This is a genomic window from Aggregatibacter sp. (genome assembly GCF_057314075.1).
Map to the genome: position 1 here is coordinate 177,887 of NZ_DBHLAR010000005.1, position 23,906 is coordinate 201,792.

Genomic DNA, 23,906 nt, shown 5'->3' on the forward strand with positions numbered 1-23,906 from the left:
AGAAGATTCTTTGAAAATTAAGGTTATACAGTATTGCAATACATTTCTTTACCTGTTTATATATACATATGTTTTATTATTTAAAGGAAGAATATGAATAACCAAAACCCGATTGAAATTTACCAAGCGCAAGATGGCACGACACAAGTGGAAGTCAGATTTGAAAAGGATACGGTTTGGCTTAGTTTACAACAGATGTCTGATTTATTTGGGCGTGATAAATCTGTTATTTCACGCCACTTACGAAATATTTATAGTGATGGAGAGTTAGATAGAAAATCAACTGTTGCAAAAAATGCAACTGTTCAAATTGAAGGCAAAAGACAGATTAATCGAATAATCGAATACTATAATCTTGATGTGATTATATCTGTGGGTTATAGAGTCAATTCTATTTTAGGGACTAAATTTAGAATTTGGGCAACCGCTCGTTTAAAAGAGTACCTTACTCAAGGCTATACCATTAACCAACAGCGTTTAAAACAAAATACACATGAACTGGAACAAGCGCTTACACTTATTCAAAAAACGGCAAATTCCTCAGCATTAACACTAGAAAGCGGTCGTGGATTAGTGGATATTGTCAGCCGTTATACGCATACGTTTTTATGGCTACAACAATATGATGAAGGTTTACTTGCCGAACCAAAAACCCAGCAAGGCGGGATGTTGCCCACGTATTCCGAAGCCTGCTCTGCATTGGCCGAGTTAAAAGCACAGCTTATGGCAAAAGGCGAAGCAAGTGATCTGTTTGGACGTGAACGAGATGATGGCTTATCTGCTATTTTAGGCAATTTAGATCAAAGTGTGTTTGGTGAACCTGCCTACCCAAGCATTGAAGCAAAAGCCGCACATTTACTATATTTCGTCGTCAAAAACCATCCTTTTTCAGACGGTAATAAACGTAGCGGAGCGTTTTTATTTGTGGATTTCTTACATCGAAATGGGCGTTTATTTGATCATAATGGCCATCCGGTTATCAATGATACCGGGCTTGCTGCACTCACGTTATTAGTTGCCGAATCTGATCCGAAACAAAAAGAAACGCTCATTAGGCTTATTATGCATATGCTTAAGCAAGGGGAATAACGATAAATAGCGACCGAAGTCGCTATTTACCTACCAACGTTACACTTGGTAAAAACGTTATTTACATAATTCTTTTACCGAAGCAACTAATGTTTCCATTTTGTCATAAGAATTGATACCACTCGCGCCACCAAAAAATGGACAAACACAAATTAACGTATTCTTATACTTACGATAGAATATATTAAATTCTTCTAACTCTTTAGCTTCGTATACGGCTTCTCCAGTGAAAAACTTAAAGAAGTTATCTTTTTCTGTCACTCCCGTGCAAATAATCACTTTAGGATTACATTCATCTATAAGTTGACGGTAAAAAGCTCCTCGATTTTCAACACACCAATTTCTATATTCATCAAAAGTTTCAAATCCAGTCAGCTTAATGAATTGTTCATTCCACTTAATCGATGATCTATTTTTAAAATTGATTGGTAGCATATTTAATTTAAAACCAATACCTTGTGGGTAAAGCACATTATAGGTTTTAACAAAATGCTCCGCACTTTCTCCATTTTTCCACTCTAAATTGTAGTAGTACCACAAAAACCAACATATTTTTCTATTATATTGAGCAGTCCAACTACCATCAAAATCATCTTCTAACCAAGAGTGCGGTATTAATTTAGGGCTTAAACTAAACTTCTCATAAAAATCATCCGAAGAGCTTTCATCGCCAATTCCCCATTCTAACCCACAAAACCAAACATCTGAGTTAGGATTTCCGCCATCTCCTCCAGCGAAGGATACTGCCACTTTTTTAAAATCTTCTGTTACCATCATTTTGTCCTTATTGTTTAAGTAGATTTATCCAAATTTCCATTGTTTCTTCTTGAATTACGCCTTTTTCTTGACCTAATTTTATCGCCAGTTGTTGTAAACTTTTAGCCAACTCAGGATGACCACAATAATTTAAACTACGAATAATACGAGAAATCTTCTTACTTTCATGCCCAATATTGCGTAGCCAAACTTTACGTTCAGTTAATTCAGGTCTTGGGAATACTTGATTATCTTCACGATATAAACAGAAGTAATCCAGAATAAAATCAATAGAATGTAAATATTTATTTTGAATTGCTTCATCTCCAATAAAAAAAGCGCGATCTTCTTCCTTAAAAACTGGTACGGAACGATTCCATTTTGAACTCTCTGTTACGGGTAAAATCCAAGGAATATAAAAATAAGCATCACCAATCATTTTTTTTGGCATTGACCACATATCTTGCAAAGATAAATTATGTTGGCTTTTTCTTTGTTCTAAATAAAATTCGATTACTGGGTGCATATATTTCTCATTAATTTATCAACCGCAAAACCATGCAACATAGCGATACTAAACTCGATATTTACATGAAAAGTGCGGTCGTTTTTCTATGTGTTTTTCACGTTCTCCAATAACTCTGCCACTACTTTCGGCACGCCTGCCCCCGCTTTTTCTTTTATTGCAATCACTTGCTTGCGCACAAAGCCTGTATTGGGATTCGGATCGATTAAGTAAATCGGCGTATTGCGTGGGGCTTCATTGACCAAGCCATTCGCCGGATACACTTGCAAAGAAGTACCAATCACTAATACCACATCCGCTTGTTCTACAATCTCAATGGCTCGTTCTAGCATCGGCACCATTTCACCGAAAAAAACAATATATGGTCGCATTGGATGACCATTTGGATCTTTATCGTCTAATTTCTGATCGCCAAAACAATCCACGATATAACTTTCATCAACGCTACTGCGCGCTTTATTTAATTCGCCGTGTAAATGCAACACATTTGAGCTTCCTGCTCGCTCATGTAAATCATCCACATTTTGCGTGATAATTCTCACATCATAGGCTTTTTCTAATTCAACTAAGGCAAGATGCGCAGCGTTTGGCTTAGCTGCGGCGGCATTTTTACGGCGTTGATTATAGAAATCGAGCACTTTCGCACGGTTCTTTTGTAAGGCTTCCGGTGTACAAACTTCTTCGACTTTATGCCCTGCCCACAAACCGTCTTCCGCTCTGAAGGTAGGAATGCCACTTTCGGCACTAATCCCAGCACCGGTTAATACGACACAAATTGGTTTATTTTTCACTGTCATGTTTTTTCTCCCCTCTCATTTTTAGAATCTCATCAATCGCTCTATCTCTTCCCATCATGCCAAAAATATTCCTGCTTGATCAGGGGATTGATAAGGATTCATCTTAATGTCCTCTCTGTTGATGGCTTCATCATAAAACATAAAGCGACAATGTGTGTCGTTAGGAAATGTCCTCGAGATATATACGCTCAATTTCTTGATAATTTTCGCCAAAATGCGCAATCCACCAGTTCAACATTTCACTCTCAATGACCGTAGCGGAAATTTCGTATTCACTACCGCAATCTTTTACATTTTGATCAAACGATAAAGGCGTTTCTGTCAAAAATCCCCCAATCGCTTTATCCACTCTGAACGTTAAGTGAATTTTTCTGCCATAACTAAAACCGAACTTTTGGCTTTCAACATACGCTTTCAAATTAAAATTTGGGCGCTCAAATTGCATGGTACTCACAGTAACCTCAAGCAAACGATGCAAAGCAAGATGCAAAATATCGCCATGTTCATATTGCGCGACTAAATAACTACTCGGGCCTTGTTGCACCAAAGCAAGTGGCTTAACTTGTGCTTTGTGCTCTTTGCCGTGAATACTTCGGTAATTCACCTGTAAAAATCGATTTTGATAAAGTGCGGTGCTAATTTGAGCAAAAATGTCGGGCTCAATTTTAGCCGGCAATAACGGTTGGCTGGTTGGCGCAATCGCTACTTTGTTCAGCCATTCGGAACCGGATTTTTTATTGGCATCATAGACCAAGTTATATTCGGCTTGCTTAAAAAAGGATTCCATGGAATTCAGAATATTTGCAGGCAAAATGCCTTTCAAATATTGCTTCGCTAGCATTAACACCAAGGATTGTTGCTCATTTAAAATCGGCAAATCGAGCCCTTTAGCATTTTCTTTCCAGCGATAACTGTAAGGCTTGCTGAGGGTATTACATTCAATATCAAACTGTTCTGACAGGCTTTTTAATTGACGTTGAATGCTACGAATATCACGAGAAAATCCCATGTCCTCCAACTTTTGTTGAATTTCATGACTACTGATGTAACTGCGTTTTGGAATTAAACGTAAAATTTCTAATTGAAACTGCAATGCATTGGATTCTTTTGCCATATTATTTCTCAGCGTTGTTATGTAAAAATCCCCAACATATTGTCGGGGATAAGAATTAAATTGCGTTATCCCAATACAACGATACGTTGCTCAGGACAGTTATTGTAGTGAAGGAAAAAACAACATTCGATGACGCAAAAGCTAAAACGTTCAAAAAATAGATTGTTTTCCCACCGCACTTTTTACATCACCACCACATCAAACTGCTCTTGATTGTAAAACGGTTCAGTTTTTATTTGAACTTGTTTTCCGATAAAGACTTCCAATTCTGCCAGTAAGCCATGGGATTCTTCTTTAATTAAGTAGTCTGCAACCGCGTGGGAGGCATAAACCACAAATTGTTCGCTGGCAAATAAATGGTGTACACGAATAATTTCGCGCATGATTTCGTAGCATACGGTTTCGACAGTTTTTACTCGCCCACGACCTTGACAAGCCGGGCATTCGCAACAAAGAATATGCTCCAAACTTTCCCGCGTACGTTTACGGGTCATTTCCACCAAACCTAGTTGCGTAAAGCCATTCACATTGGTTTTCACCGGATCACGCGATAAGGCATCTTGCAAGGATTCCAACACGCGATTACGGTGTTCTTCACTTTGCATATCAATGAAATCAATAATGATGATGCCGCCGAGATTGCGCAGTTGAAGTTGTTGCGCGATGGTTTTGGTGGCTTCAATATTGGTGTTGAAAATGGTTTCTTCCAAATTACGATGCCCCACGAATGCACCGGTATTGATGTCGATCGTGGTCATGGCTTCTGTTTGCTCAATGATCAAATAACCACCGGATTTGAGATTCACTCGTCTATCTAAAGCGTGATGGATCCCCTTTTCCACACTGTACACATCAAAGAGCGGTTGATTTCCCGTGTATAAAATCAGTTTGTCGGTGAGGTTTGGGATGAATTCTTCGGTGAATTGTTTCACTTCATTGAAACAAAGTCGGGAGTCAATGTGAATTCGATCCAACTTGCCACCGATAAAATCGCGCAAAATGCGCTGGGTCAGCGCCAATTCGCCGTAAAGCATGGAGCGGGTTGTGTATTTCGCACGGCGCTCCAGCACTTTTCGCCACAAGCGTTTTAAGAAATCGGCATCTTGTTGTAAATCCAGTTCAGTCGCCCCTTCGGCCGCAGTACGGATAATAAAACCGCCCAATTCATCACATAAAGGCAAGGTGAGTTCTTTCAATCGATTACGTTCTTCCTCGCTTTCAATGCGTTGTGACACGCCCACATGACTGTTTTCCGGCATGAATACTAAATAACGGGAAGGCAAGGTAATATCGGTGGTGAGTCGCGCACCTTTCGTGCCAAGCGGATCTTTTACCACTTGCACCACAATATCCTGCCCTTCATGTACCAGTTGGGCAATGTCTTTCACCACAAATTGCTTTTGTTCACTTTCTTCCACACATTCGGTGTGCGATACAATATCTGACGCGTGTAAGAAGGCGGCTTTTTCCAGCCCGATGTCCACAAATGCCGATTGCATCCCCGGTAATACACGGGTGACGCGGCCTTTATAAATATTTCCGACAATACCGCGTTTGCCTTGGCGTTCAATATGCACTTCTTTGAGCAAACCGGTTTCCACTAAGGCAATGCGCGTTTCATTTGGTGTCACATTGACCAATAATTCAACAGAATCCATAAAATATCTTATCCAAAATGTCGTTGTCATTGATTTTGCCAATTAGTCTAACGAAAAGGGAAATAGAATAACAGGGGCAAATCAGGTAAAATGCTCCCCTTTTTTTGAATATAAGAACTATTTTTAGGGTTAATAGGATGTTTGGTTTAGATCCAACAATTGTTACATTTACTATTTATATTTTCGGCATGATTAGCATTGGGGTTGCCGCCTATTATTACACCAAAGATTTATCTGACTACATTTTGGGTGGCCGCCGCTTAGGCAGCTTCGTCACGGCAATGTCTGCCGGTGCTTCGGATATGTCCGGTTGGTTGTTAATGGGCTTGCCGGGTGCCGTGTATTTATCCGGTTTGGTCGAGGGCTGGATTGCCATTGGCTTAACCTTAGGAGCGTATTTAAACTGGCTCTTCGTTGCCGGGCGTTTACGGGTTTACACAGAATTTAATAATAATGCGTTAACCCTGCCTGAATATTTTCATCATCGTTTTGGCACAAGCCACAACGCCTTAAAAATCGTATCTGCCTCCATTATTTTGGTGTTTTTCACCATTTATTGCGCTTCGGGCGTGGTTGCCGGTGCGAAATTATTCCAAAACCTCTTTTCAATCGATTATTCCACCGCACTTTGGTACGGCGCACTCGCTACCATCGCCTACACCTTTATCGGCGGTTTCCTTGCGGTGAGTTGGACAGATACCATTCAAGCCACACTGATGATTTTCGCCTTATTGCTCACCCCTGTCTTTGTGGTGATCTCTATCGGTGGTGTTGACGACTTGCAAAATATCGTACAACAAGCGGAAATAAGCGCACAAAAAGAATTTGCCGACTTATTCCGCGGCACCACCATGATGGGCTTGTTAAGCCTTGCGGCGTGGGGCTTAGGTTATTTCGGACAACCGCATATTCTCGCTCGTTTCATGGCGGCAGATTCCGTGCGTTCCCTCAATAAAGCCCGCAAAATCAGCATGACATGGATGATCCTCTGCTTAGCCGGGGCTATTGCCATCGGTTTCTTTGGCATGGCGTATTTCTATGCAAATGCAAACACCGCTTCTGCTGCCTTGGTAAACCATGAACCTGAGCAAGTTTTTATTGAATTATCCCGACTATTATTTAATCCATGGATTGCCGGTATTTTGCTTTCCGCGATTCTTGCTGCGGTGATGAGTACCTTAAGTTGCCAGCTATTAATTTCTTCCAGTGCCATTACGGAAGACTTTTACAAAGGCTTTATCCGCCCGAACGCCTCAGAAAAAGAATTGGTTTGGTTAGGTCGCGCCATGGTATTGGTGATTGCCGCCGTTGCCATTTGGATTGCTCAAGATCAAAACAGTAAGGTGTTGAAACTCGTGGAATTTGCTTGGGCAGGCTTCGGTAGCGCTTTTGGTCCGGTGGTTTTACTTTCCTTATTTTGGAAACGCATGACGTCCTCCGGCGCCATGGCAGGCATGCTCACCGGTGCCATCACGGTATTTGCTTGGAAAGCGTGTTTACCGCAAGAAAGTGAATGGGCGCAAGTCTATGAAATGATTCCGGGCTTTGTATTCGCCGCCATCGCCATTATTATTGTGTCGCTCTTGTCTGCGAAACCCGACGAAGCCATTACCGACACCTTTGAAAAAGCCCAAAAAGCGTATCATGATGCGCTGTAACCTTGATTAACCGAGATAACGATATGATCGATTTTCGCCCTTTTTATCAACAAATTGCCACGACCCCTCTTTCCCCTTGGTTGGAAACCTTGCCATTACAAATGAAACAATGGCAACAGCAAACCCACGGGGAATATGCCAAATGGGCAAAAGTCGTGGAATTTCTACCGCACTTGCCGGCTTCCCGTATTGATCTAAAAAGTGCGGTCAAATCTGAGTGTGATTCGGCGCTTTCCGATGGTGAACGCCAGCGCATTATTCACCATTTAAAACAACTCATGCCATGGCGCAAAGGGCCTTATCATTTGCTTGGTATTCATGTGGATTGCGAATGGCGCTCCGATTTCAAATGGGATCGCGTGCTACCACATTTAGCAGCGTTGCAAGATCGCACAATTTTAGATGTGGGTTGCGGCAGTGGCTATCATATGTGGCGCATGGTGGGCGAAGGAGCAAAAATGGTGGTGGGCATCGACCCGACGGAATTGTTCTTATGTCAATTTGAAGCGGTTCGCAAACTCTTAAATGACGATCGCCGTGCCAATTTGATTCCGCTCGGCATTGAGCAAATGCAACCGCTCGCGGCGTTTGACACGGTGTTTTCGATGGGAGTGTTATATCACCGCAAATCACCGTTGGATCACCTTTCCCAACTTCGTGCCCAATTGGTAAACGGTGGTGAATTAGTGCTCGAAACCTTAGTGGTGGACGGCGATGAAAATACCGTATTAGTTCCAATGGATCGTTACGCCAAAATGAAAAACGTGTATTTCATTCCGTCCGTTGCCGCATTGATTCATTGGCTGCAAAAAAGCGGCTTTAAAAATGTGCGTTGCGTAGATGTCGCCGTCACCTCATTAGAGGAACAGCGCAAAACCGATTGGTTAGAAAATGAATCCTTAATTGATTTTCTCGATCCAAATGATCATAGCAAAACCATCGAAGGCTATCCTGCCCCGAAAAGAGCGGTCATTTTAGCGAATAAATAAAGGAATAACATTGAGATTCAACGTTGAAAATAGTAAAGTAAGCAACCGTTGATTTTTATAAACTAGCTTAAAAAAGGCGGAAAATTATGGGTAAAAGTGTTGTTGTTCTCGGCGCGCAATGGGGCGATGAAGGAAAAGGAAAAATCGTTGATTTGCTCACCGACCGCGTCAAATATGTGGTTCGTTATCAAGGCGGTCATAATGCCGGTCACACCTTAATCATCAACGGTGAAAAAACCGTTTTACGTTTAATTCCATCAGGCATCCTGCGCGATAACGTCACCTGTTTAATCGGTAATGGCGTTGTACTTTCCCCGTCTGCCCTCATGCAAGAAATGGGAGAATTAGAAAGCCGTGGCGTGAACGTACGTGACCGTTTATTAATCTCCGAAGCTTGCCCATTAATTCTGCCTTACCACGTTGCGATGGACCATGCCCGTGAAGCGGCGCTCGGTAAAAAAGCTATCGGTACCACCGGTCGTGGTATCGGCCCGGCTTATGAAGACAAAGTCGCGCGTCGCGGTTTACGTGTAGGCGATTTATTTAATCGCGAAGCCTTTGCTGAAAAACTCAAAAATATTCTTGATTACTACAACTTCCAATTGGTGAACTACTACAAAGTTGAGCCGGTTGACTATCAAAAAACCTTAGATGACGTGTTCGCTGTTGCCGATATTATCACCGGCATGGTCGCCGACATCACCACCATTTTAGATACCGCGCGCAAAAACGGCAACAACATTTTATTTGAAGGCGCACAAGGCACCATGTTGGACATCGACCACGGTACCTATCCGTATGTGACCAGCTCCAATACCACTGCCGGCGGCGTTGCTACCGGTTCCGGTTTCGGCCCGCGCAATTTAGATTATGTGTTGGGAATCATCAAAGCCTATTGCACCCGCGTGGGTGGTGGCCCGTTCACCACGGAATTATTCGATGAAGTCGGTGCAGAAATTGCCCGTAAAGGGAACGAATTCGGCGCGGTTACCGGTCGTCCACGTCGTTGCGGTTGGTTTGACGCGGTCGCCATTCGTCGCGCGATTCAATTGAACTCCATTTCCGGTTTCTGCATGACGAAATTAGACGTGTTAGACGGTTTCGATGAAGTGAAAATCTGCGTGGGGTACAAAATGCCAAACGGCGACATTGTAGAATACGCACCACTTGCCGCGAAAGACTGGGAAGGGGTTGAGCCGATTTATGAAACCATGCCGGGTTGGAAAGAAAATACCTTTGGTGTCACTGATGTGAATCAATTACCGCAAACTTGCCGTAATTACATCAAACGTATCGAAGAAGTTACCGGCGTACCGATTGCCATCCTTTCTACTGGGCCGGATCGCGTACAAACAATGATTTTACAAGATCCGTTTGCTGCGTAAAAACGCATAGAAAAACGACCGCACTTTTGAAGTATCAAAGTGCGGTTCTTTTTTGGAGAGTTTTTATGAATGAGCAGGAAAAAAACGTCGTCGAATACCTAACCGAACACCCCGATTTTTTCACTACCCACCCCGATTTGCTTGCCAAACTGTCTGTGGTTCACCCACAAAAAGGCACGCTATCTTTAGTAGAAGCACAGCTAGAACAGCAACGCCAACAAATCAAAACCCTTACGGCGTTATTAGAAAAATTTCATCAGCTTACCTATCAAGAGGCAGATATTTTCTATGCGCTTATACCCTTACAAAAGAAATTGTTTCAAGCGAAAGATTTCCAACAGGGTGAAGAAAAACTGAAACAGTGGGCGCAATCCTATGAACTGGACGGTGCAAAAATATTGCTTTTTCGAGATGCGTGGCAAAAAAATGAAACCATTCCCGAACAATATTGGATTGATCGCAAGGCGTTTGAACTGATTCGCTTGGAACGTCTCGGCTTGCGCCAGTTTTACTTGGGTGATTTAAGCAACAAAGAAAAACACCTGATGTTTCTGCCGGAGGAATTTCCCATTGGCTCCGTGGCAATTTGTCTGCTTGGCACAAAAACAAGCCACAAACCCACCGCACTTTTATTATTCACCTCGAGAGACACTGCCCGTTTCCATAACGGACAAGATACTACCTTCTTAAAACACATCGTAGATATTGTGGAATTGCATTTAACACGTTGGCTGTGAATCCATTTAGACTAGAAAGTGCGGTGCACTTTCGCCTTGTTTTTGCAAATTCTTGATCCGGCTCACGATCTGATAAAAAGTCGGTTTATTTATATTGGCGACTTTTCTACAATGAGTGTGTTTTTAATCATTAAAAACACACAATTCAATTTAACTTCAGATATCACAAAGGTCTCATTATGAAAATTTTAACTTGGCCTGTGGTTGCAGGTGCTGCACTTGGTATCGTTGCTCCACTTCTAACCTACAATGGCAATCCCGGCAATATGGGTTTCTGTGCGGCGTGTTTCTTACGCGATACCGCCGGTGCATTAGGGCTCCATCGCGCTGCTCCTCTACAATATATTCGTCCCGAACTTATCGGCTTAGTTTTAGGTGCGCTTGCCAGTGCCTATTTCTCTAAGGAATTCCGACCTCGTGGCGGCTCCGCACCGTTGGCTCGTATCATCCTTGGGTTCTTTGCCATGATCGGTGCGCTCATTTTCTTAGGCTGTCCGTGGCGTGCCTATTTGCGTCTAGGCGGTGGCGATCTCACTGCCATTGCAGGAATCGTTGGATTATTCGCCGGCATATTGGGCGGCATTTTCTTTGCGAATCGCGGTTTTTCCTTAGGAAAATCAAGTGAACAAAGCAAATCGTCAGGGCTCATTGGTGTGCTATTTACCTTAGCACTGCTCATCTTGCTTTTAACTCAATTTAAATTTGGCGAAAATCTGGCGATTTACTTCTCCGAGAAAGGCCCGGGCGCACAACACCCTGCCGTTTGGATGTCCCTTGCCGGCGGTGCATTGCTTGGTGTATTAATGCAAAAATCCCGCTTCTGTACGATTGGCGCATTCCGTAATTTCGTATTATTCCGCGATACACAGCTATTAAATGGAGTCATCGCCCTGGTTGTCTTCGCTGCAATCACTAACAGCTTGCTCGGACAATTCCATGTGGGGTTTGAACAACAACCTATCGCACATAACCAATACATTTGGAACTTCTTTGCCATGGCGTTATGCGGATTGTGTTTCTCCCTCGGCGGCGGTTGCCCGGGTAAACAATTGGTGAATGTCGGGGAAGGAAACAATGACGCCGCATTATTTATATTAGGTATGCTATTAGGTGCGGCTGCGGCACATAACTTCGGTTTAGCAGCTTCACCTACCGGTGTTACCGCTTATACGCCGCATGTTTTAGTGTTTGGCTTTGTAGCCTGCGTTTACATCGGCATTACCAATAAATTAAAAGCTTAATGCGTTATTTGATTCAATAAAAAACGCCCGTCAATAAACGGGCGTTTTCTGTTTCTGAAGTTCGACAACATTTGAAACACAATGCAAAAGTGCGGTCGATTTTCGTCTTATTTTAAATCTTCGGCTAAGCAAGGCTGAATTTTATTCAACATATCTTTCAGCACGCGCGGTGCGGCGGCAACAATATGACCGGCTTTTAAATAACCATGACCGGCATGATAATCAGTCACAATACCGCCGGCTTCACGCACGATTAAATCGCCTGCCGCCACATCCCAAGCTTTGATGCCGTATTCAAAATACCCGTCTAAACGACCGGATGCCACATAGCAAAGATCCAACGCAGCAGAACCGGTGCGACGGAAATCAGCCGCCTCTTCAATCAAGCTTTGCATCATATTGAATTGCATTGGCATGTATTTCGGTTGTTTGAATGGGAAACCGGTAGCAAGTACTGCGCCGGATAAATCGCGTTTGTTTTCAACACGTAAACGCATTTCATTTAATTTTGCGCCTTCGCCACGTACAGCAGTAAATAATTCGTTACGGATAGGATCATAAACCACGCCCACTTCGGTGCGGCCTTTAACACGAATAGCAATAGAAACGGAGAAATGAGGCAAACCTTTCACAAAGTTTGTGGTGCCATCCAGTGGATCAATCACCCATTGAACATCGTTATCACTGCCTTCTAATGCACCGCTTTCTTCGGTGATGATCGTGTGGTCAGGGTAAGATTTTTTAATGACTTCGATAATCGCTTCTTCTGACGCTTTATCTACGTTGGTTACATAGTCATTTTTGCTTTTTTCCATAGTGACGATGTCGTCACGACGTTCGTAGTTTTTTGCAATAATATTGCCTGCTTTTCGTGCTGCACGAATCGCGATATTTAACATAGGATTCATAAATTCCACCGGATTTTAAAGAACAATTTAGGTGCGCGATTATAAGAGATTTAAAAGAAAATAGCTATCAGAAAAATTTTTAGAATTGTTGACTAAAAACAAGGGGTATTTATGGTAGAATACGCCCCGCTATTGAATAAGATAAAAATGATCATGTTGGAAAATATTCGAATTGTTTTAATTGAAACCTCGCACAGTGGCAACATCGGTTCCACGGCACGAGCAATGAAAACAATGGGATTAACTGATTTAGTGTTAGTGGCACCAAAACAAGGCGTAGATGATCAAGCGATTGCCCTTGCTGCCGGTGCGGAAGATGTGGTGAAAAGTGCGGTTATAGTCAACACCTTTTCCGAAGCGGTTGCCGATTGCTCTTTAGTAATTGGTACCAGCGCAAGATTACGTCATTTGCAAAACTCGCTGATTGAGCCGCGCGAATGTGGCGAAAAAGCCATTCATCATGCAATAAGAGGAAAAGTCGCGATTGTCTTTGGGCGTGAGCGTGTGGGGTTAACTAATGAAGAATTGCTCAAATGCCACTATCATGTGACGATTCCTGCGAATCCGGATTATGCCTCGTTAAATTTAGCCATGGCGGTACAATTAATCACTTACGAAATCCGCATGGCTTACTTGGCAACACAGCGCGAAGAAAATCAGAAAATGAAACAAACGCAGCCTGATGTGTATCCCAAAATGCAAGAATTGGATTATTTTTTTACGCGTACCAAGCAGCTTTATCAATCCCTTGGCTTTATTCAAAATCAAGGTGTCATGCAAAAACTCCGACGCTTATATGGTCGTGCAGAAATCGAAAAAACAGAACTTCACATTTTACTCGGCATGTTAAGTGCGGTTGAAAAAAAACTTAAATCGTAAAAGAATAATAGTTGACTGTAAGAGTCAACAATGTAAGATTTCTTCGTTTAATTTGTTATTTTTTCATTTAGGAACATAAAAGATGAAATTAACCTCGAAAGGTCGTTATGCAGTCACCGCAATCTTAGATATTGCTATTCATGCCGATAATGGTCCCGTAAGTTTGTCCGATATTTCCGAGCGACAACACATTTCCCTTTCTTATTTAGAACAACTGTTTGCAAAACTGCGCCGCAATAATTTAGTTAAAAGCGTACGTGGTCCGGGCGGTGGCTATAAATTAGGTCACACACCGGAAAATATTTCTATCGGTATGATCATTGCTGCTGTTAATGAGAATATTGATACGACAAAATGTTTGGGAAAAGGTAATTGCCAAAATGGAAGCGAATGTCTTACACACAAATTATGGGACAAACTTAGCCAACGCATTGCCGATTTCCTCAATGAAATTACTTTGGCGGAATTGGTTTCTCAACATAAAGAGAAACAAAATGTTCGTCATCATAAACACGAGGATTTTGAAAATCTACTCGTGATTACAAATGCCCCACAACATAGCTAGAAGTGCGGTTTAAAATAAAATTATTTAGGAGTGAATAATGAAATTACCTATTTATTTGGATTATGCAGCGACTTGTCCGGTGGACGAACGCGTTGCAAAAAAAATGATGGAATATTTAACCATTGACGGTGTTTTCGGCAACCCGGCATCGCGTTCCCATAAATTCGGCTGGCAAGCAGAAGAAGCCGTTGATATTGCACGTAATCAAATTGCCGACCTCATTGGTGCGGATTCCCGTGAAATTGTGTTCACTTCCGGTGCAACAGAATCAGACAACTTGGCGATCAAAGGTGCGGCGCATTTTTATCAAACCAAAGGCAAGCACATTATCACTTGCAAAACCGAGCACAAAGCGGTATTGGACACTTGCCGCCAATTAGAACGTGAAGGCTTTGAAGTCACCTATTTAGAACCGGAATCCGATGGCTTAATCGATTTAGAAAAATTTAAAGCGGCATTGCGTCCGGACACTATTTTGGTGTCTATCATGCACGTGAATAACGAAATCGGCGTGATTCAGGATATTCAAGCTATCGGCGAATTATGTCGTGCGAATAAAACCATTTTCCATGTGGACGCCACCCAAAGTGTAGGCAAAGTGGAGATCAACCTTGCCGAATTACCGGTGGATTTAATGTCGATGTCCAGCCACAAATTATACGGACCAAAAGGGATCGGTGCGTTATATGTTCGCCGTAAACCACGTATCCGCTTAGAAGCCATCATTCACGGTGGCGGTCATGAGCGCGGTATGCGTTCCGGGACATTGCCTGTTCATCAAATTGTTGGGATGGGTGAAGCTTATCGCATCGCAAAAGAAGAAATGGCAACAGAAATTCCACGCATTAAAGCCCTTCGCGATCGTTTATACAACGGTTTAAAAGATATCGAAGAAACCTACGTTAACGGCTCCATGGAACACCGTGTCGCCAACAACCTCAACATCAGTTTCAATTATGTAGAAGGTGAGTCTTTAATGATGGCATTACGCGACATTGCGGTATCCTCAGGATCCGCTTGTACGTCTGCGAGCCTTGAACCGTCTTATGTGTTACGTGCGTTAGGCCGCAATGATGAATTAGCGCACAGCTCGATTCGTTTCACCTTAGGTCGCTTCACCACCGAAGAAGAAATCGACTACACCATCAGCTTAATGAAAGGTGCGGTGGAAAAATTACGCGCATTATCTCCGCTTTGGGACATGTTCAAAGAAGGCATCGACTTAAACACCATTGAGTGGTCAGCCCACTAATTTGACGGGCGGAGCAAACCGCCCAATAAAAACAATATTTTAGGAAGGAACAAAAAATGGCATATAGCGAAAAAGTGATCGATCATTATGAAAATCCACGTAACGTGGGTTCTATGGACAAAAAAGACAGCGCCGTCGGTACCGGCATGGTCGGCGCACCGGCATGCGGTGACGTAATGCAATTACAAATTCGTGTAAATGACGAAGGCATCATTGAAGACGCCAAATTCAAAACCTACGGCTGCGGCTCCGCCATTGCCTCCAGCTCGTTAATCACCGAATGGGTGAAAGGTAAATCCTTAGAAGAAGCAGGCGCGATCAAAAACAGCCAAATTGCTGAAGAACTCGAATTACCGCCAGTGAAAGTACACTGCTCTATTTTGGCAGAAGATGCCATCAAAGCCGCCATCGCCGACTACAAAGCGAAAAAAGGGTCTTAATCGGCAAAAAAGTGCGGTCGTTTTTTGGCGCGTTTTTAAAAACGGGTAAAAAAGTCACCGCACTTTGTACTTTATAACAACGTAAAAATGACGACTGAAAAGAAAATTGCCCTTGCCGTGTTGTGTATCGGCATCTTATTTCCGCTAGCTTATGAACATTTTTACGGTTCATATCTCAGATACACGTTCGGCAAAGCCGATTTCATTAGCGGCGGCACACTTTTTTATTGGATCACCCTGTTTCTGCCGACCGTGCTTTATAGCCGCCTTCGCCCCGCCGCGTTTATCGGCGCCCAGTTGGCAACCATGAGCCTTTTTCTGTTGGTCGATTTAGGCATGAGCGGCGATCCGAAAAGCGATACGATATTTTGGACGCTTTATTTCGCGTGGAGTGTGTTTGCGGGATTGCTCTCCCTCTACCCGGCGCGAAAAAAGCCAAAATTATTTACCCGCTCTTGGTTAAGCGCGTTAATTTCGTCCGCAGGATATACTTATTTAAGTGTTGTGTTGGCGATATTAATTCTAAAATTAACCACACTTTAAGCCGAGGAAACACATGACCACAGAAAAGAAATTGGCTATCGCGGCAATACTCGTCGGTGTTTTGGTGCCGGTGATATATACCGCCTATATTACACCGACGTTTTTTGACGAATTGACCCTGTTAAATTTAGCTTATTATTGGGGCTGTTTGTTTGCCGCGACGATTTTCTATACGCGGGTACGCGCAGCAGCAGTCACCGGTTCGGCGTTGGCAATTACTTCGCTGTTTGCGCTTTTCGCTTATTTATCAATCACCAGCGGCGATCCTAAAGGCGGGGCGGCGATGTGGGTAATTTATCTTATATGGAGTCTTGCCGCCGGTTTCGTGTCTATTTTTCCGGCGCTCTTTAAGCCGCAATTTATGCAAAAATCTTGGCTTCGTGCGGCGATTTGCAGTGTATTATTGACTTATTTATCTTTTATCGTTGGTCTTGTAGGGTTTAAGGTATTTGATCAGTAAAAACGACTGTACGTTTATTTAGCAAAAATCAGAGGAATGATTATGTCAGTCACATTAACCGAAAGCGCGGCAGATCGCGTGAGAACATTTTTAGCAAAACGTGGGAAAGGGATCGGGCTTCGTTTGGGCATTAAAACCTCCGGCTGTTCCGGATTGTCTTATATGCTTGAATTTGTGGACGCGTTAAATGCAGACGATCACGTGTTTGAACAATACGGCGTGAAAGTCATCGTGGACACCAAAAGTCTAGTTTATTTAGACGGCACCCAGCTGGATTTTGCCAAAGAAGGCTTAAACGAAGGGTTCAAATTCACCAATCCGAATGTCAAAGACGAATGCGGTTGTGGTGAAAGTTTTAACGTGTAATTGAGACGATGATGAACAATCCCTTTGCTTTATTTGATTTACCCGTTGCTTTTCAAGTGGACAGCGCGTTATTAAATGAACGTTATTTAGCCCTGCAGAAGTCCCTTCATCCGGATAATTTTTCTGCAGCCTCTGCGCAAGAACAACGTCTTGCCATGCAAAAATCAGCGGAAATTAATGATGCGTTGCGCATTCTAAAAGATCCGATTACGCGTGCTGACAGCATTATTGCGATAAATACCGGCGAAACAGAAAATCCGGAAGAAAAAAGCAATAACGACATTGATTTTCTGATGCAGCAAATGGAATGGCGTGAAACCTTAGAAAATATCGAAAACCGTCAAGACACGGATGAATTAACCGCATTTACCCAAGAAATTAACCAAATCCGTCATGCCATTTTAAGTGAATTATCCACCGCACTTGATGCGCAACAATGGAACATCGCACGGGCAATCACAGACAAATTACGTTTTATCAAAAAACTTCAAACAGAAATTGAGCGAGTTGAAGAGACTCTTTTAGATTTTTAATGTAAAGCATATCGAGAAACAACATGTCGTTACTTCAAATTGCAGAGCCGGGACAAAGTGCCGCACCCCATCAACAAAAACTTGCCGTGGGCATCGATCTCGGCACCACAAACTCCCTGATTGCCACCGTACGCAACGGCCACAGTGATGTTTTATTGGACGAACAAAATCGTCCGTTATTGCCCTCTGTTGTGCATTTTGGCAAAGATGACAACGTGATTGTCGGCTATGAAGCGGCTGAACTTGCCACGCAAGATCCGCAAAACACGGTGATTTCCGTCAAACGCTTAATCGGTCGCAGTCTTGCGGATATTCAACAACGTTATCCGAATCTGCCTTATCAATTTGTCGCCAGTGAAAACGGTTTGCCTTTGTTAACAACACCCCAAGGTGTACGTAGTCCGATTGAAATTTCCGCAGAAATCCTGAAAAAATTGACCGCGCTTGGTGAGCAACGCTTAGGCGGAAACCTTGTCGGTGCAGTGATCACCGTACCTGCCTATTTTGATGATGCACAACGCCAAAGCACCAAAGACGCCGCAAAATTAGCAGGCCTTAATGTTCTCCGTTTATTAAATGAACCGACAGCGGCCGCCATTGCATACGGCTTGGATAGCGAACAAGAAGGCGTGATTGCCGTGTATGATTTAGGCGGTGGCACTTTTGACATTTCCATTTTGCGCCTCTCCCGTGGCGTATTTGAAGTGTTGGCGACCGGTGGCGACACGGCGCTAGGTGGTGATGATTTTGATTTGGTCTTAGCCGATTGGATTATCGAACAATCTTCAGTAAAACCGGAAAATGACAGCCAATATCGTGAACTGATCGAATTAGCCAATCGCCTCAAACAAGAACTTTCAAATTCAATGGAAGTTCAAATTCATTACGGTAACTGGCTTGGCTGTATCACCCGAGAACAATTTAACGAACTGATTCAACCGTTGGTTAAACGTTCTTTACTTGCTTGTCGCCGCGCTTTAAAAGATGCCGGCGTAGAAGCGGAAGATGTGCGTGAAGTGGTGATGGTGGGTGGATCTACCCGAGTGCCTTATGTGCGCGAACAAGTAGGTGAATTTTTCCAAAAACAACCACTGACCTCTATCGATCCTGATAAAGTGGTCGCCCTTGGCGCGGCGATTCAAGCCGATATTCTCGCCGGCAACAAACCGGATTCCGAGCTATTGTTATTGGACGTTATTCCGCTTTCCCTTGGCATCGAAACCATGGGCGGTTTAGTGGAAAAAATCATTCCGCGCAACACCACCATTCCTGTCGCACGTGCGCAAGAATTCACCACCTTCAAAGACGGACAAACCGCAATGTCGGTGCATATCGTACAAGGCGAACGGGAACTGGTTAACGATTGCCGCTCTCTCGCCCGCTTCACGCTGCGCGGCATTCCACCGATGGCGGCGGGTGCTGCACATATTCGCGTCACCTACCAAGTAGATGCCGACGGGTTACTCAGCGTCACCGCCATGGAAAAAACCACCGGCGTGCACTCCTCAATTCAGGTGAAGCCGTCTTACGGTTTAACGGATGATGAAATTGCCAACATGCTGAAAGCCTCCATGGAAAATGCCAAAGAGGATATTCAAGCGCGTTTATTGGCAGAACAACGCGTAGAGGCGGAACGTGTACTGGAAAGTGTGCGCTCTGCTCTGGCGCAGGATTATGATTTATTAGATGACGACGAATTAAGTGCGGTCAAAAATGCGATTATTTCGTTGGAACAATTAAAACAGCAGGATGATTCCCTTGCCATCAAACAAGGCATCAAAGCGCTGGATTTAGCAACGCAGGAATTTGCTGCCCGTCGTATGGATAAATCCATTCGCACCGCGTTAGCAGGCCACTCCGTTGATGATATTGTAGGAAAGTAAGGATGTTAAAATGCCAAAAGTGATTTTTTTGCCCAATGAAGAATTTTGCCCGGAAGGCATGGTAGTTGATGCGGCAGCCGGCGACAATTTGCTTGAAGTGGCCCACAATGCCGGCGTAGAAATTCACCACGCTTGCGATGGCTCTTGCGCTTGCACCACATGCCATGTGGTAGTGCGTGAAGGCGGCGATTCTTTAAATGAACCAAGCGATCAAGAAGAAGATATGTTAGATAAAGCCTGGGGCTTAGAAATGGATAGCCGACTGTCTTGCCAATGTATTATTGGTGATGAAGACTTAGTCGTCGAAATCCCGAAATACAATATTAACCACGCAAATGAGGCGGCGCACTAATGAAATGGACGGACGCCCAATGCATTGCCGAAGCCTTGTATGACAACCATCCGGATCTTGATCCGAAAACCGTGCGTTTTACCGATTTGCACCGCTGGATTTGTGAGCTAGACGGTTTTGACGATGATCCGCAAAAATCAAACGAAACAATTTTAGAAGCGATTTTGCTGAAATGGTTGGAAGAGTACGAGTAGAAATTCTCTCAGAAAAACAACCGCACTTTCATCGCAAACTTTAACCCAAACTTTAACCGTAGGGGACAGGCTTTATGCCTGTCCTATTCGTATCATCAGATTGTCGGATAGACATAAAGTCTGTCCCTACAATGTGGAATGATGCTTACTTCACCTGCATTCCCGCTTTCACGCCGGCATCAGCAGACAACAGGAATAAATCGGCACCGCCGGTGCCCGCACTTAAAATCATGCCTTCGGACACACCAAATTTCATTTTGCGTGGTGCAAGGTTTGCCACCATAATCACAAAGCGTCCTTCCAGCTCTTCCGGCTTATCGTAAGCCGCCTTGATACCGGAGAAAACTTGGCGTTTGTGATCGCCCAAATCTAGTTCAAAGCGCAATAATTTATTGGATTCCGGCACGGCTTCGCATTTCAACACTTTCGCCACACGCATATCAAGCTTCGCAAAATCATCAATCGTGATGATCTCTGCAATTGGCTCGATAGCTCCTGCAGATTCATTGGCATTTTGAACCGCACTTTTCGCGACAGGCGTAGCGTTCGCTTGTGCGTTTTCCGCTTTAGATGCCTCAATCATCGCTTCAATTTGCTTACCCTCTAAACGGGAGAACAAGGCTTTAAATGGTGCTATTTGATGATTTAACAATGGTTGCGCTAAATTTGCCCAGGTTAACTCCGCCTGCAAGAAGGCTTCTGCACGTTCCGCCAGTTTCGGCAACACCGGTTTCAAATAGCCCATAAGCACACGGAATAATTGAATCCCCATGGAACATACCGCTTGCAACTCCGCGTCTTTGCCCTCTTCTTTCGCAATTACCCAAGGGGCTTTATCGTCGATATATTTGTTGGCTTTATCGGTTAATGCCATGATTTCACGAATGGCTTTGCCAAATTCGCGATTTTCGTAATACGTGGCGATTTGCTCAGATTGCGCAATAAATTCATCAAATAAAGCCTGATCATCTAATGTTGCCGCTAACTTGCCATCAAAACGTTTTTGGATAAAACCGGCGTTACGGGAAGCCAAATTCACTAATTTATTCACCAAATCCGTATTCACACGCTGAACGAAATCTTCTAAGTTCAAATCCAAATCATCAATGCGGTTACTTAATTTCGCCGCGTAGTAATAACGCAAGCATTCCGGATCCAAGTGTTTCAAATAGGTCGCAGCTTGAATGAATGTACCGCGGGATTTTGACATTTTCTCGCCGTTCACCGTCACATAGCCGTGCACAAAAATATTGCTCGGTTTACGGAAACCGGCACCCTCTAACATGGCAGGCCAGAACAGGCTGTGGAAATACATGATGTCTTTGCCGATAAAGTGATAAAGCTCGGCATTGCTGTCTTTGCGCCAGAAACTGTCGAAATCAATGTGGCTCTCACGTTTACACAGATTTTTGAAAGATGCCATGTAACCGATAGGCGCATCTAGCCAAACATAGAAATATTTGCCTTCTGCATTCGGAATTTGGAAACCAAAATATGGCGCGTCGCGGGAAATATCCCATTGTTGAAGACCTGCTTCAAACCATTCCTGCATTTTATTCACCACTTCCGACTGCAAAGATCCGGAACCTAACCAGTTTTTCAACATGGCCTCAAAACTTGGCAAATCAAAGAAGAAGTGCTCGGAATCTTTCATGACCGGCGTCGCACCGGATACCACGGAGCGTGGATTGATGAGTTCTGTCGGGCTGTAAGTTGCCGCGCACACTTCGCAGTTGTCGCCATATTGATCCGGCGATTTACATTTCGGGCAGGTGCCTTTCACAAAACGATCAGGCAAGAACATCCCTTTTTCCGGATCATAGAGTTGGGAAATCGTGCGGCTTTTAATAAAACCATTGGCTTTTAGTTTGTTGTAAATGGCTTCTGATAATTCACGATTTTCTTCGCTATGGGTGGAATGATAGTTATCAAAACTGATATTAAAACCGGCAAAATCCGCCATATGTTTGTGGCGTACATCGTCAATAAGTTGTTCCGGCGTAATGCCCATTTGGTCGGCTTTTAACATGATCGGCGTACCGTGTGCGTCATCGGCGCATACAAAATAAATTTCATTGCCACGCATCCGTTGAAAACGCACCCAAATGTCCGCCTGAATATGTTCCAACATATGACCTAAATGAATAGGACCATTTGCATAAGGTAAGGCACAAGTGACTAAAATTTTACGCTTGGAATTCGACATAATATTGACCTTCAGAATCCTTAAAAATACAGAAAAAAATTGGCGTTTATGTTACCTTATTGAGGGTATTTTTTCTAGTTTAATCATGATTTAGACATTTTTAACTTAACAGATAAAGGCGCTCATGATTAAATAGCGCCCGACGAATTTATGACATAAAAAAGGAAGCATTATGGCGACATTATTTTCCGACAATTTAACGGAACAGCAAAAGGAACACCTTGTTCATCTATTTAAACACTTTCAACATCCTACTCTGCAAAAAGATCTTGTTTCACTCAACACCTTGAAAAAAGTCGAAAAAGGCGGAAATACGCTACGCGTCGAATTGTCCATGCCTTTCGCTTGGAACACGGCGTTTGCCGAATTAAAAAATGCCTTAACCGAACCGTTAAAAGCGGCGGCAGACGTAGAAAATGTCAAATGGCAGCTTAACTACCAAATCGCCACCCTTAAACGCGCCAACAACCATCCTGCAGTGAAAGGCGTAAAAAATATTATTGCGGTGAGCTCCGGTAAAGGTGGCGTGGGTAAATCCACTGTTTCCGTTAACCTTGCCATTGCATTACAACAACAAGGTGCGCGCGTAGGGATTTTAGATGCAGATATTTACGGTCCTTCCATTCCACACATGCTCGGTGCACCGCATCAACGACCAACCTCACCGGATAACCAACACATCACGCCAATCGAAGCACACGGCTTGTATGCTAACTCTATCGGTTTCCTCATGGATGAAGACAACGCCACCATTTGGCGTGGTCCAATGGCAAGCAGCGCATTAAGCCAACTCTTACAAGAAACCCTATGGACTGACTTGGATTATCTTGTGATCGATATGCCTCCGGGCACCGGTGATATTCAACTTACCCTGTCCCAACAAATTCCGGTAACCGGCGCTATTGTCGTGACAACGCCTCAAGACATCGCTTTGTTGGATGCAGTAAAAGGTATTGCCATGTTTGAACGGGTTTCCGTGCCGGTATTAGGCATTGTAGAAAATATGTCCATGCACATTTGCAGCAATTGTGGTCATCAAGAAGCCATTTTCGGCACCGGCGGTGCAGAACGCATTGCGGATAAATACAATATTAAAGTATTAGGACAACAACCGTTACACATCCGTCTTCGTCAAGATTTGGATCGCGGTGAACCGACGGTTATCGCTGCACCTGAAGATGACATTGCAAAATCCTTCATGCAGTTGGCCGAAAAAGTGGCAAGCGAACTTTACTGGCAAGGGTCTGTGATTCCGGGAGAAATTATGTTCCGCGAAGTAAAGTAACTACATTGCATTAAATTATCTTATCTAAAACAGAAGTGCGGTAAATTTCCGAGGTGTTTTGAAATATCTGAAAAATCCACCGCACTTTTT

General features: G+C 43.4%; 25 protein-coding genes. 18 read left to right on the forward strand and 7 right to left on the reverse strand.

Annotation, left to right across the window (positions count from 1 at the left end):
- The first annotated feature begins 93 nt into the window (after positions 1-93).
- Entirely contained in the window at positions 94-1,089 is a 996-nt protein-coding gene (locus ACO5E4_RS04320) for a virulence RhuM family protein/type II toxin-antitoxin system death-on-curing family toxin (protein ID WP_485862188.1), read from the forward strand.
- A 57-nt stretch (positions 1,090-1,146) separates the two neighbouring features.
- On the opposite strand, the gene ACO5E4_RS04325 is transcribed toward ACO5E4_RS04320, so the two are convergent.
- The 5 genes from ACO5E4_RS04325 to rng form a co-directional block, all read right to left on the reverse strand.
- A complete protein-coding gene (locus ACO5E4_RS04325) occupies positions 1,147-1,863 on the reverse strand; it encodes a hypothetical protein (protein WP_485862255.1) in 717 nt (238 codons plus the stop codon).
- 10 nt (positions 1,864-1,873) lie between these two features.
- Positions 1,874-2,371: an opioid growth factor receptor-related protein gene (locus tag ACO5E4_RS04330; RefSeq protein ID WP_485862189.1), complete on the reverse strand. Its 498-nt coding sequence runs from the start codon at positions 2,369-2,371 to the stop codon at positions 1,874-1,876.
- Between the two features lie 86 nt (positions 2,372-2,457).
- The gene (locus ACO5E4_RS04335; RefSeq protein ID WP_454906116.1) at positions 2,458-3,168 is read right to left on the reverse strand and encodes an SIR2 family NAD-dependent protein deacylase; all 711 of its coding nucleotides are present in this window, start codon (positions 3,166-3,168) and stop codon (positions 2,458-2,460) included.
- Between the two features lie 160 nt (positions 3,169-3,328).
- On the reverse strand, positions 3,329-4,282 hold the full coding sequence (locus tag ACO5E4_RS04340) for a helix-turn-helix transcriptional regulator (RefSeq protein ID WP_485862190.1): 954 nt from the start codon (positions 4,280-4,282) through the stop codon (positions 3,329-3,331).
- A gap of 182 nt (positions 4,283-4,464) precedes the next feature.
- The gene (gene rng / locus ACO5E4_RS04345) at positions 4,465-5,940 is read right to left on the reverse strand and encodes a ribonuclease G (protein ID WP_485862191.1); all 1,476 of its coding nucleotides are present in this window, start codon (positions 5,938-5,940) and stop codon (positions 4,465-4,467) included.
- Between the two features lie 137 nt (positions 5,941-6,077).
- On the opposite strand from rng, the gene putP reads away from it, so the two are divergent.
- The 5 genes from putP (at position 6,078) to yedE (ending at position 11,950) form a co-directional block, all read left to right on the forward strand.
- Entirely contained in the window at positions 6,078-7,598 is a 1,521-nt protein-coding gene (gene putP / locus ACO5E4_RS04350) for a sodium/proline symporter PutP (RefSeq protein ID WP_485862192.1), read from the forward strand.
- 23 nt (positions 7,599-7,621) lie between these two features.
- The gene (gene cmoB / locus ACO5E4_RS04355; protein ID WP_485862193.1) at positions 7,622-8,587 is read left to right on the forward strand and encodes a tRNA 5-methoxyuridine(34)/uridine 5-oxyacetic acid(34) synthase CmoB; all 966 of its coding nucleotides are present in this window, start codon (positions 7,622-7,624) and stop codon (positions 8,585-8,587) included.
- Positions 8,588-8,673: 86 nt separating this feature from the next.
- Positions 8,674-9,972, forward strand: coding sequence for an adenylosuccinate synthase (purA, locus tag ACO5E4_RS04360; RefSeq protein ID WP_485862194.1), 1,299 nt, complete (start codon positions 8,674-8,676; stop codon positions 9,970-9,972).
- A 65-nt stretch (positions 9,973-10,037) separates the two neighbouring features.
- Entirely contained in the window at positions 10,038-10,709 is a 672-nt protein-coding gene (locus ACO5E4_RS04365; protein WP_485862195.1) for a DUF484 domain-containing protein, read from the forward strand.
- 179 nt (positions 10,710-10,888) lie between these two features.
- Positions 10,889-11,950 carry a YedE family putative selenium transporter gene (gene yedE / locus ACO5E4_RS04370; RefSeq protein ID WP_485862196.1) on the forward strand — a complete coding sequence of 354 codons (1,062 nt, stop codon included), beginning with the start codon at positions 10,889-10,891 and terminating at the stop codon, positions 11,948-11,950.
- 107 nt (positions 11,951-12,057) lie between these two features.
- Here the strand turns inward: yedE and suhB are convergent, their stop codons facing one another.
- Positions 12,058-12,858, reverse strand: coding sequence for an inositol-1-monophosphatase (gene suhB, locus ACO5E4_RS04375; protein ID WP_485862197.1), 801 nt, complete (start codon positions 12,856-12,858; stop codon positions 12,058-12,060).
- 153 nt (positions 12,859-13,011) lie between these two features.
- Here suhB and trmJ point away from each other — a divergent pair, with 153 nt between their 5' ends.
- From trmJ to iscX, 11 genes are all read left to right on the forward strand, one after another.
- Positions 13,012-13,737 carry a tRNA (cytosine(32)/uridine(32)-2'-O)-methyltransferase TrmJ gene (trmJ, locus tag ACO5E4_RS04380; protein WP_485862256.1) on the forward strand — a complete coding sequence of 242 codons (726 nt, stop codon included), beginning with the start codon at positions 13,012-13,014 and terminating at the stop codon, positions 13,735-13,737.
- A gap of 82 nt (positions 13,738-13,819) precedes the next feature.
- Positions 13,820-14,302: a Fe-S cluster assembly transcriptional regulator IscR gene (gene iscR, locus ACO5E4_RS04385; RefSeq protein WP_314953367.1), complete on the forward strand. Its 483-nt coding sequence runs from the start codon at positions 13,820-13,822 to the stop codon at positions 14,300-14,302.
- A 37-nt stretch (positions 14,303-14,339) separates the two neighbouring features.
- Positions 14,340-15,554 carry an IscS subfamily cysteine desulfurase gene (locus ACO5E4_RS04390; RefSeq protein WP_454900737.1) on the forward strand — a complete coding sequence of 405 codons (1,215 nt, stop codon included), beginning with the start codon at positions 14,340-14,342 and terminating at the stop codon, positions 15,552-15,554.
- 56 nt (positions 15,555-15,610) lie between these two features.
- A complete protein-coding gene (gene iscU / locus ACO5E4_RS04395; RefSeq protein ID WP_021616852.1) occupies positions 15,611-15,994 on the forward strand; it encodes a Fe-S cluster assembly scaffold IscU in 384 nt (127 codons plus the stop codon).
- 87 nt (positions 15,995-16,081) lie between these two features.
- Positions 16,082-16,537, forward strand: a complete 456-nt coding sequence (locus tag ACO5E4_RS04400; RefSeq protein ID WP_485862198.1) for a hypothetical protein — start codon at positions 16,082-16,084, stop codon at positions 16,535-16,537.
- A gap of 13 nt (positions 16,538-16,550) precedes the next feature.
- Complete coding sequence (locus tag ACO5E4_RS04405) at positions 16,551-16,997, forward strand: hypothetical protein (RefSeq protein WP_485862199.1); 447 nt, start codon at positions 16,551-16,553, stop codon at positions 16,995-16,997.
- Positions 16,998-17,039: 42 nt separating this feature from the next.
- On the forward strand, positions 17,040-17,363 hold the full coding sequence (iscA, locus tag ACO5E4_RS04410; RefSeq protein ID WP_032997792.1) for an iron-sulfur cluster assembly protein IscA: 324 nt from the start codon (positions 17,040-17,042) through the stop codon (positions 17,361-17,363).
- An 11-nt stretch (positions 17,364-17,374) separates the two neighbouring features.
- Complete coding sequence (gene hscB, locus ACO5E4_RS04415) at positions 17,375-17,896, forward strand: Fe-S protein assembly co-chaperone HscB (RefSeq protein WP_314953478.1); 522 nt, start codon at positions 17,375-17,377, stop codon at positions 17,894-17,896.
- A gap of 23 nt (positions 17,897-17,919) precedes the next feature.
- Positions 17,920-19,779, forward strand: coding sequence for a Fe-S protein assembly chaperone HscA (gene hscA / locus ACO5E4_RS04420; RefSeq protein WP_485862200.1), 1,860 nt, complete (start codon positions 17,920-17,922; stop codon positions 19,777-19,779).
- Between the two features lie 10 nt (positions 19,780-19,789).
- Positions 19,790-20,131: an ISC system 2Fe-2S type ferredoxin gene (gene fdx, locus ACO5E4_RS04425; protein WP_021616856.1), complete on the forward strand. Its 342-nt coding sequence runs from the start codon at positions 19,790-19,792 to the stop codon at positions 20,129-20,131.
- A complete protein-coding gene (iscX, locus tag ACO5E4_RS04430; RefSeq protein ID WP_485862201.1) occupies positions 20,131-20,325 on the forward strand; it encodes a Fe-S cluster assembly protein IscX in 195 nt (64 codons plus the stop codon). Before fdx ends, iscX begins: the two co-directional genes overlap by 1 nt.
- A gap of 145 nt (positions 20,326-20,470) precedes the next feature.
- Here iscX and metG read toward each other — a convergent pair whose 3' ends face one another.
- Positions 20,471-22,531: a methionine--tRNA ligase gene (gene metG / locus ACO5E4_RS04435; RefSeq protein WP_485862202.1), complete on the reverse strand. Its 2,061-nt coding sequence runs from the start codon at positions 22,529-22,531 to the stop codon at positions 20,471-20,473.
- Between the two features lie 172 nt (positions 22,532-22,703).
- Here metG and apbC point away from each other — a divergent pair, with 172 nt between their 5' ends.
- Complete coding sequence (gene apbC, locus ACO5E4_RS04440) at positions 22,704-23,816, forward strand: iron-sulfur cluster carrier protein ApbC (RefSeq protein WP_485862203.1); 1,113 nt, start codon at positions 22,704-22,706, stop codon at positions 23,814-23,816.
- Positions 23,817-23,906 lie beyond the last annotated feature (90 nt).

Coding starts and splice junctions, on each gene's coding strand:
- ACO5E4_RS04400 (WP_485862198.1), top strand. CDS start 16,082: ATGACGACTGAAAAGAAAATTGCCCTTGCCGTGTTGTGTATCGGCATC.
- putP (WP_485862192.1), top strand. CDS start 6,078: ATGTTTGGTTTAGATCCAACAATTGTTACATTTACTATTTATATTTTC.
- apbC (WP_485862203.1), top strand. CDS start 22,704: ATGGCGACATTATTTTCCGACAATTTAACGGAACAGCAAAAGGAACAC.
- iscX (WP_485862201.1), top strand. CDS start 20,131: ATGAAATGGACGGACGCCCAATGCATTGCCGAAGCCTTGTATGACAAC.
- ACO5E4_RS04340 (WP_485862190.1), bottom strand. CDS start 4,282: ATGGCAAAAGAATCCAATGCATTGCAGTTTCAATTAGAAATTTTACGT.
- ACO5E4_RS04325 (WP_485862255.1), bottom strand. CDS start 1,863: ATGGTAACAGAAGATTTTAAAAAAGTGGCAGTATCCTTCGCTGGAGGA.
- iscU (WP_021616852.1), top strand. CDS start 15,611: ATGGCATATAGCGAAAAAGTGATCGATCATTATGAAAATCCACGTAAC.
- hscB (WP_314953478.1), top strand. CDS start 17,375: ATGAACAATCCCTTTGCTTTATTTGATTTACCCGTTGCTTTTCAAGTG.
- ACO5E4_RS04330 (WP_485862189.1), bottom strand. CDS start 2,371: ATGCACCCAGTAATCGAATTTTATTTAGAACAAAGAAAAAGCCAACAT.
- iscR (WP_314953367.1), top strand. CDS start 13,820: ATGAAATTAACCTCGAAAGGTCGTTATGCAGTCACCGCAATCTTAGAT.
- suhB (WP_485862197.1), bottom strand. CDS start 12,858: ATGAATCCTATGTTAAATATCGCGATTCGTGCAGCACGAAAAGCAGGC.
- ACO5E4_RS04320 (WP_485862188.1), top strand. CDS start 94: ATGAATAACCAAAACCCGATTGAAATTTACCAAGCGCAAGATGGCACG.
- yedE (WP_485862196.1), top strand. CDS start 10,889: ATGAAAATTTTAACTTGGCCTGTGGTTGCAGGTGCTGCACTTGGTATC.
- iscA (WP_032997792.1), top strand. CDS start 17,040: ATGTCAGTCACATTAACCGAAAGCGCGGCAGATCGCGTGAGAACATTT.
- ACO5E4_RS04335 (WP_454906116.1), bottom strand. CDS start 3,168: ATGACAGTGAAAAATAAACCAATTTGTGTCGTATTAACCGGTGCTGGG.
- rng (WP_485862191.1), bottom strand. CDS start 5,940: ATGGATTCTGTTGAATTATTGGTCAATGTGACACCAAATGAAACGCGC.
- purA (WP_485862194.1), top strand. CDS start 8,674: ATGGGTAAAAGTGTTGTTGTTCTCGGCGCGCAATGGGGCGATGAAGGA.
- hscA (WP_485862200.1), top strand. CDS start 17,920: ATGTCGTTACTTCAAATTGCAGAGCCGGGACAAAGTGCCGCACCCCAT.
- cmoB (WP_485862193.1), top strand. CDS start 7,622: ATGATCGATTTTCGCCCTTTTTATCAACAAATTGCCACGACCCCTCTT.
- trmJ (WP_485862256.1), top strand. CDS start 13,012: ATGTTGGAAAATATTCGAATTGTTTTAATTGAAACCTCGCACAGTGGC.
- ACO5E4_RS04390 (WP_454900737.1), top strand. CDS start 14,340: ATGAAATTACCTATTTATTTGGATTATGCAGCGACTTGTCCGGTGGAC.
- ACO5E4_RS04365 (WP_485862195.1), top strand. CDS start 10,038: ATGAATGAGCAGGAAAAAAACGTCGTCGAATACCTAACCGAACACCCC.
- ACO5E4_RS04405 (WP_485862199.1), top strand. CDS start 16,551: ATGACCACAGAAAAGAAATTGGCTATCGCGGCAATACTCGTCGGTGTT.
- fdx (WP_021616856.1), top strand. CDS start 19,790: ATGCCAAAAGTGATTTTTTTGCCCAATGAAGAATTTTGCCCGGAAGGC.
- metG (WP_485862202.1), bottom strand. CDS start 22,531: ATGTCGAATTCCAAGCGTAAAATTTTAGTCACTTGTGCCTTACCTTAT.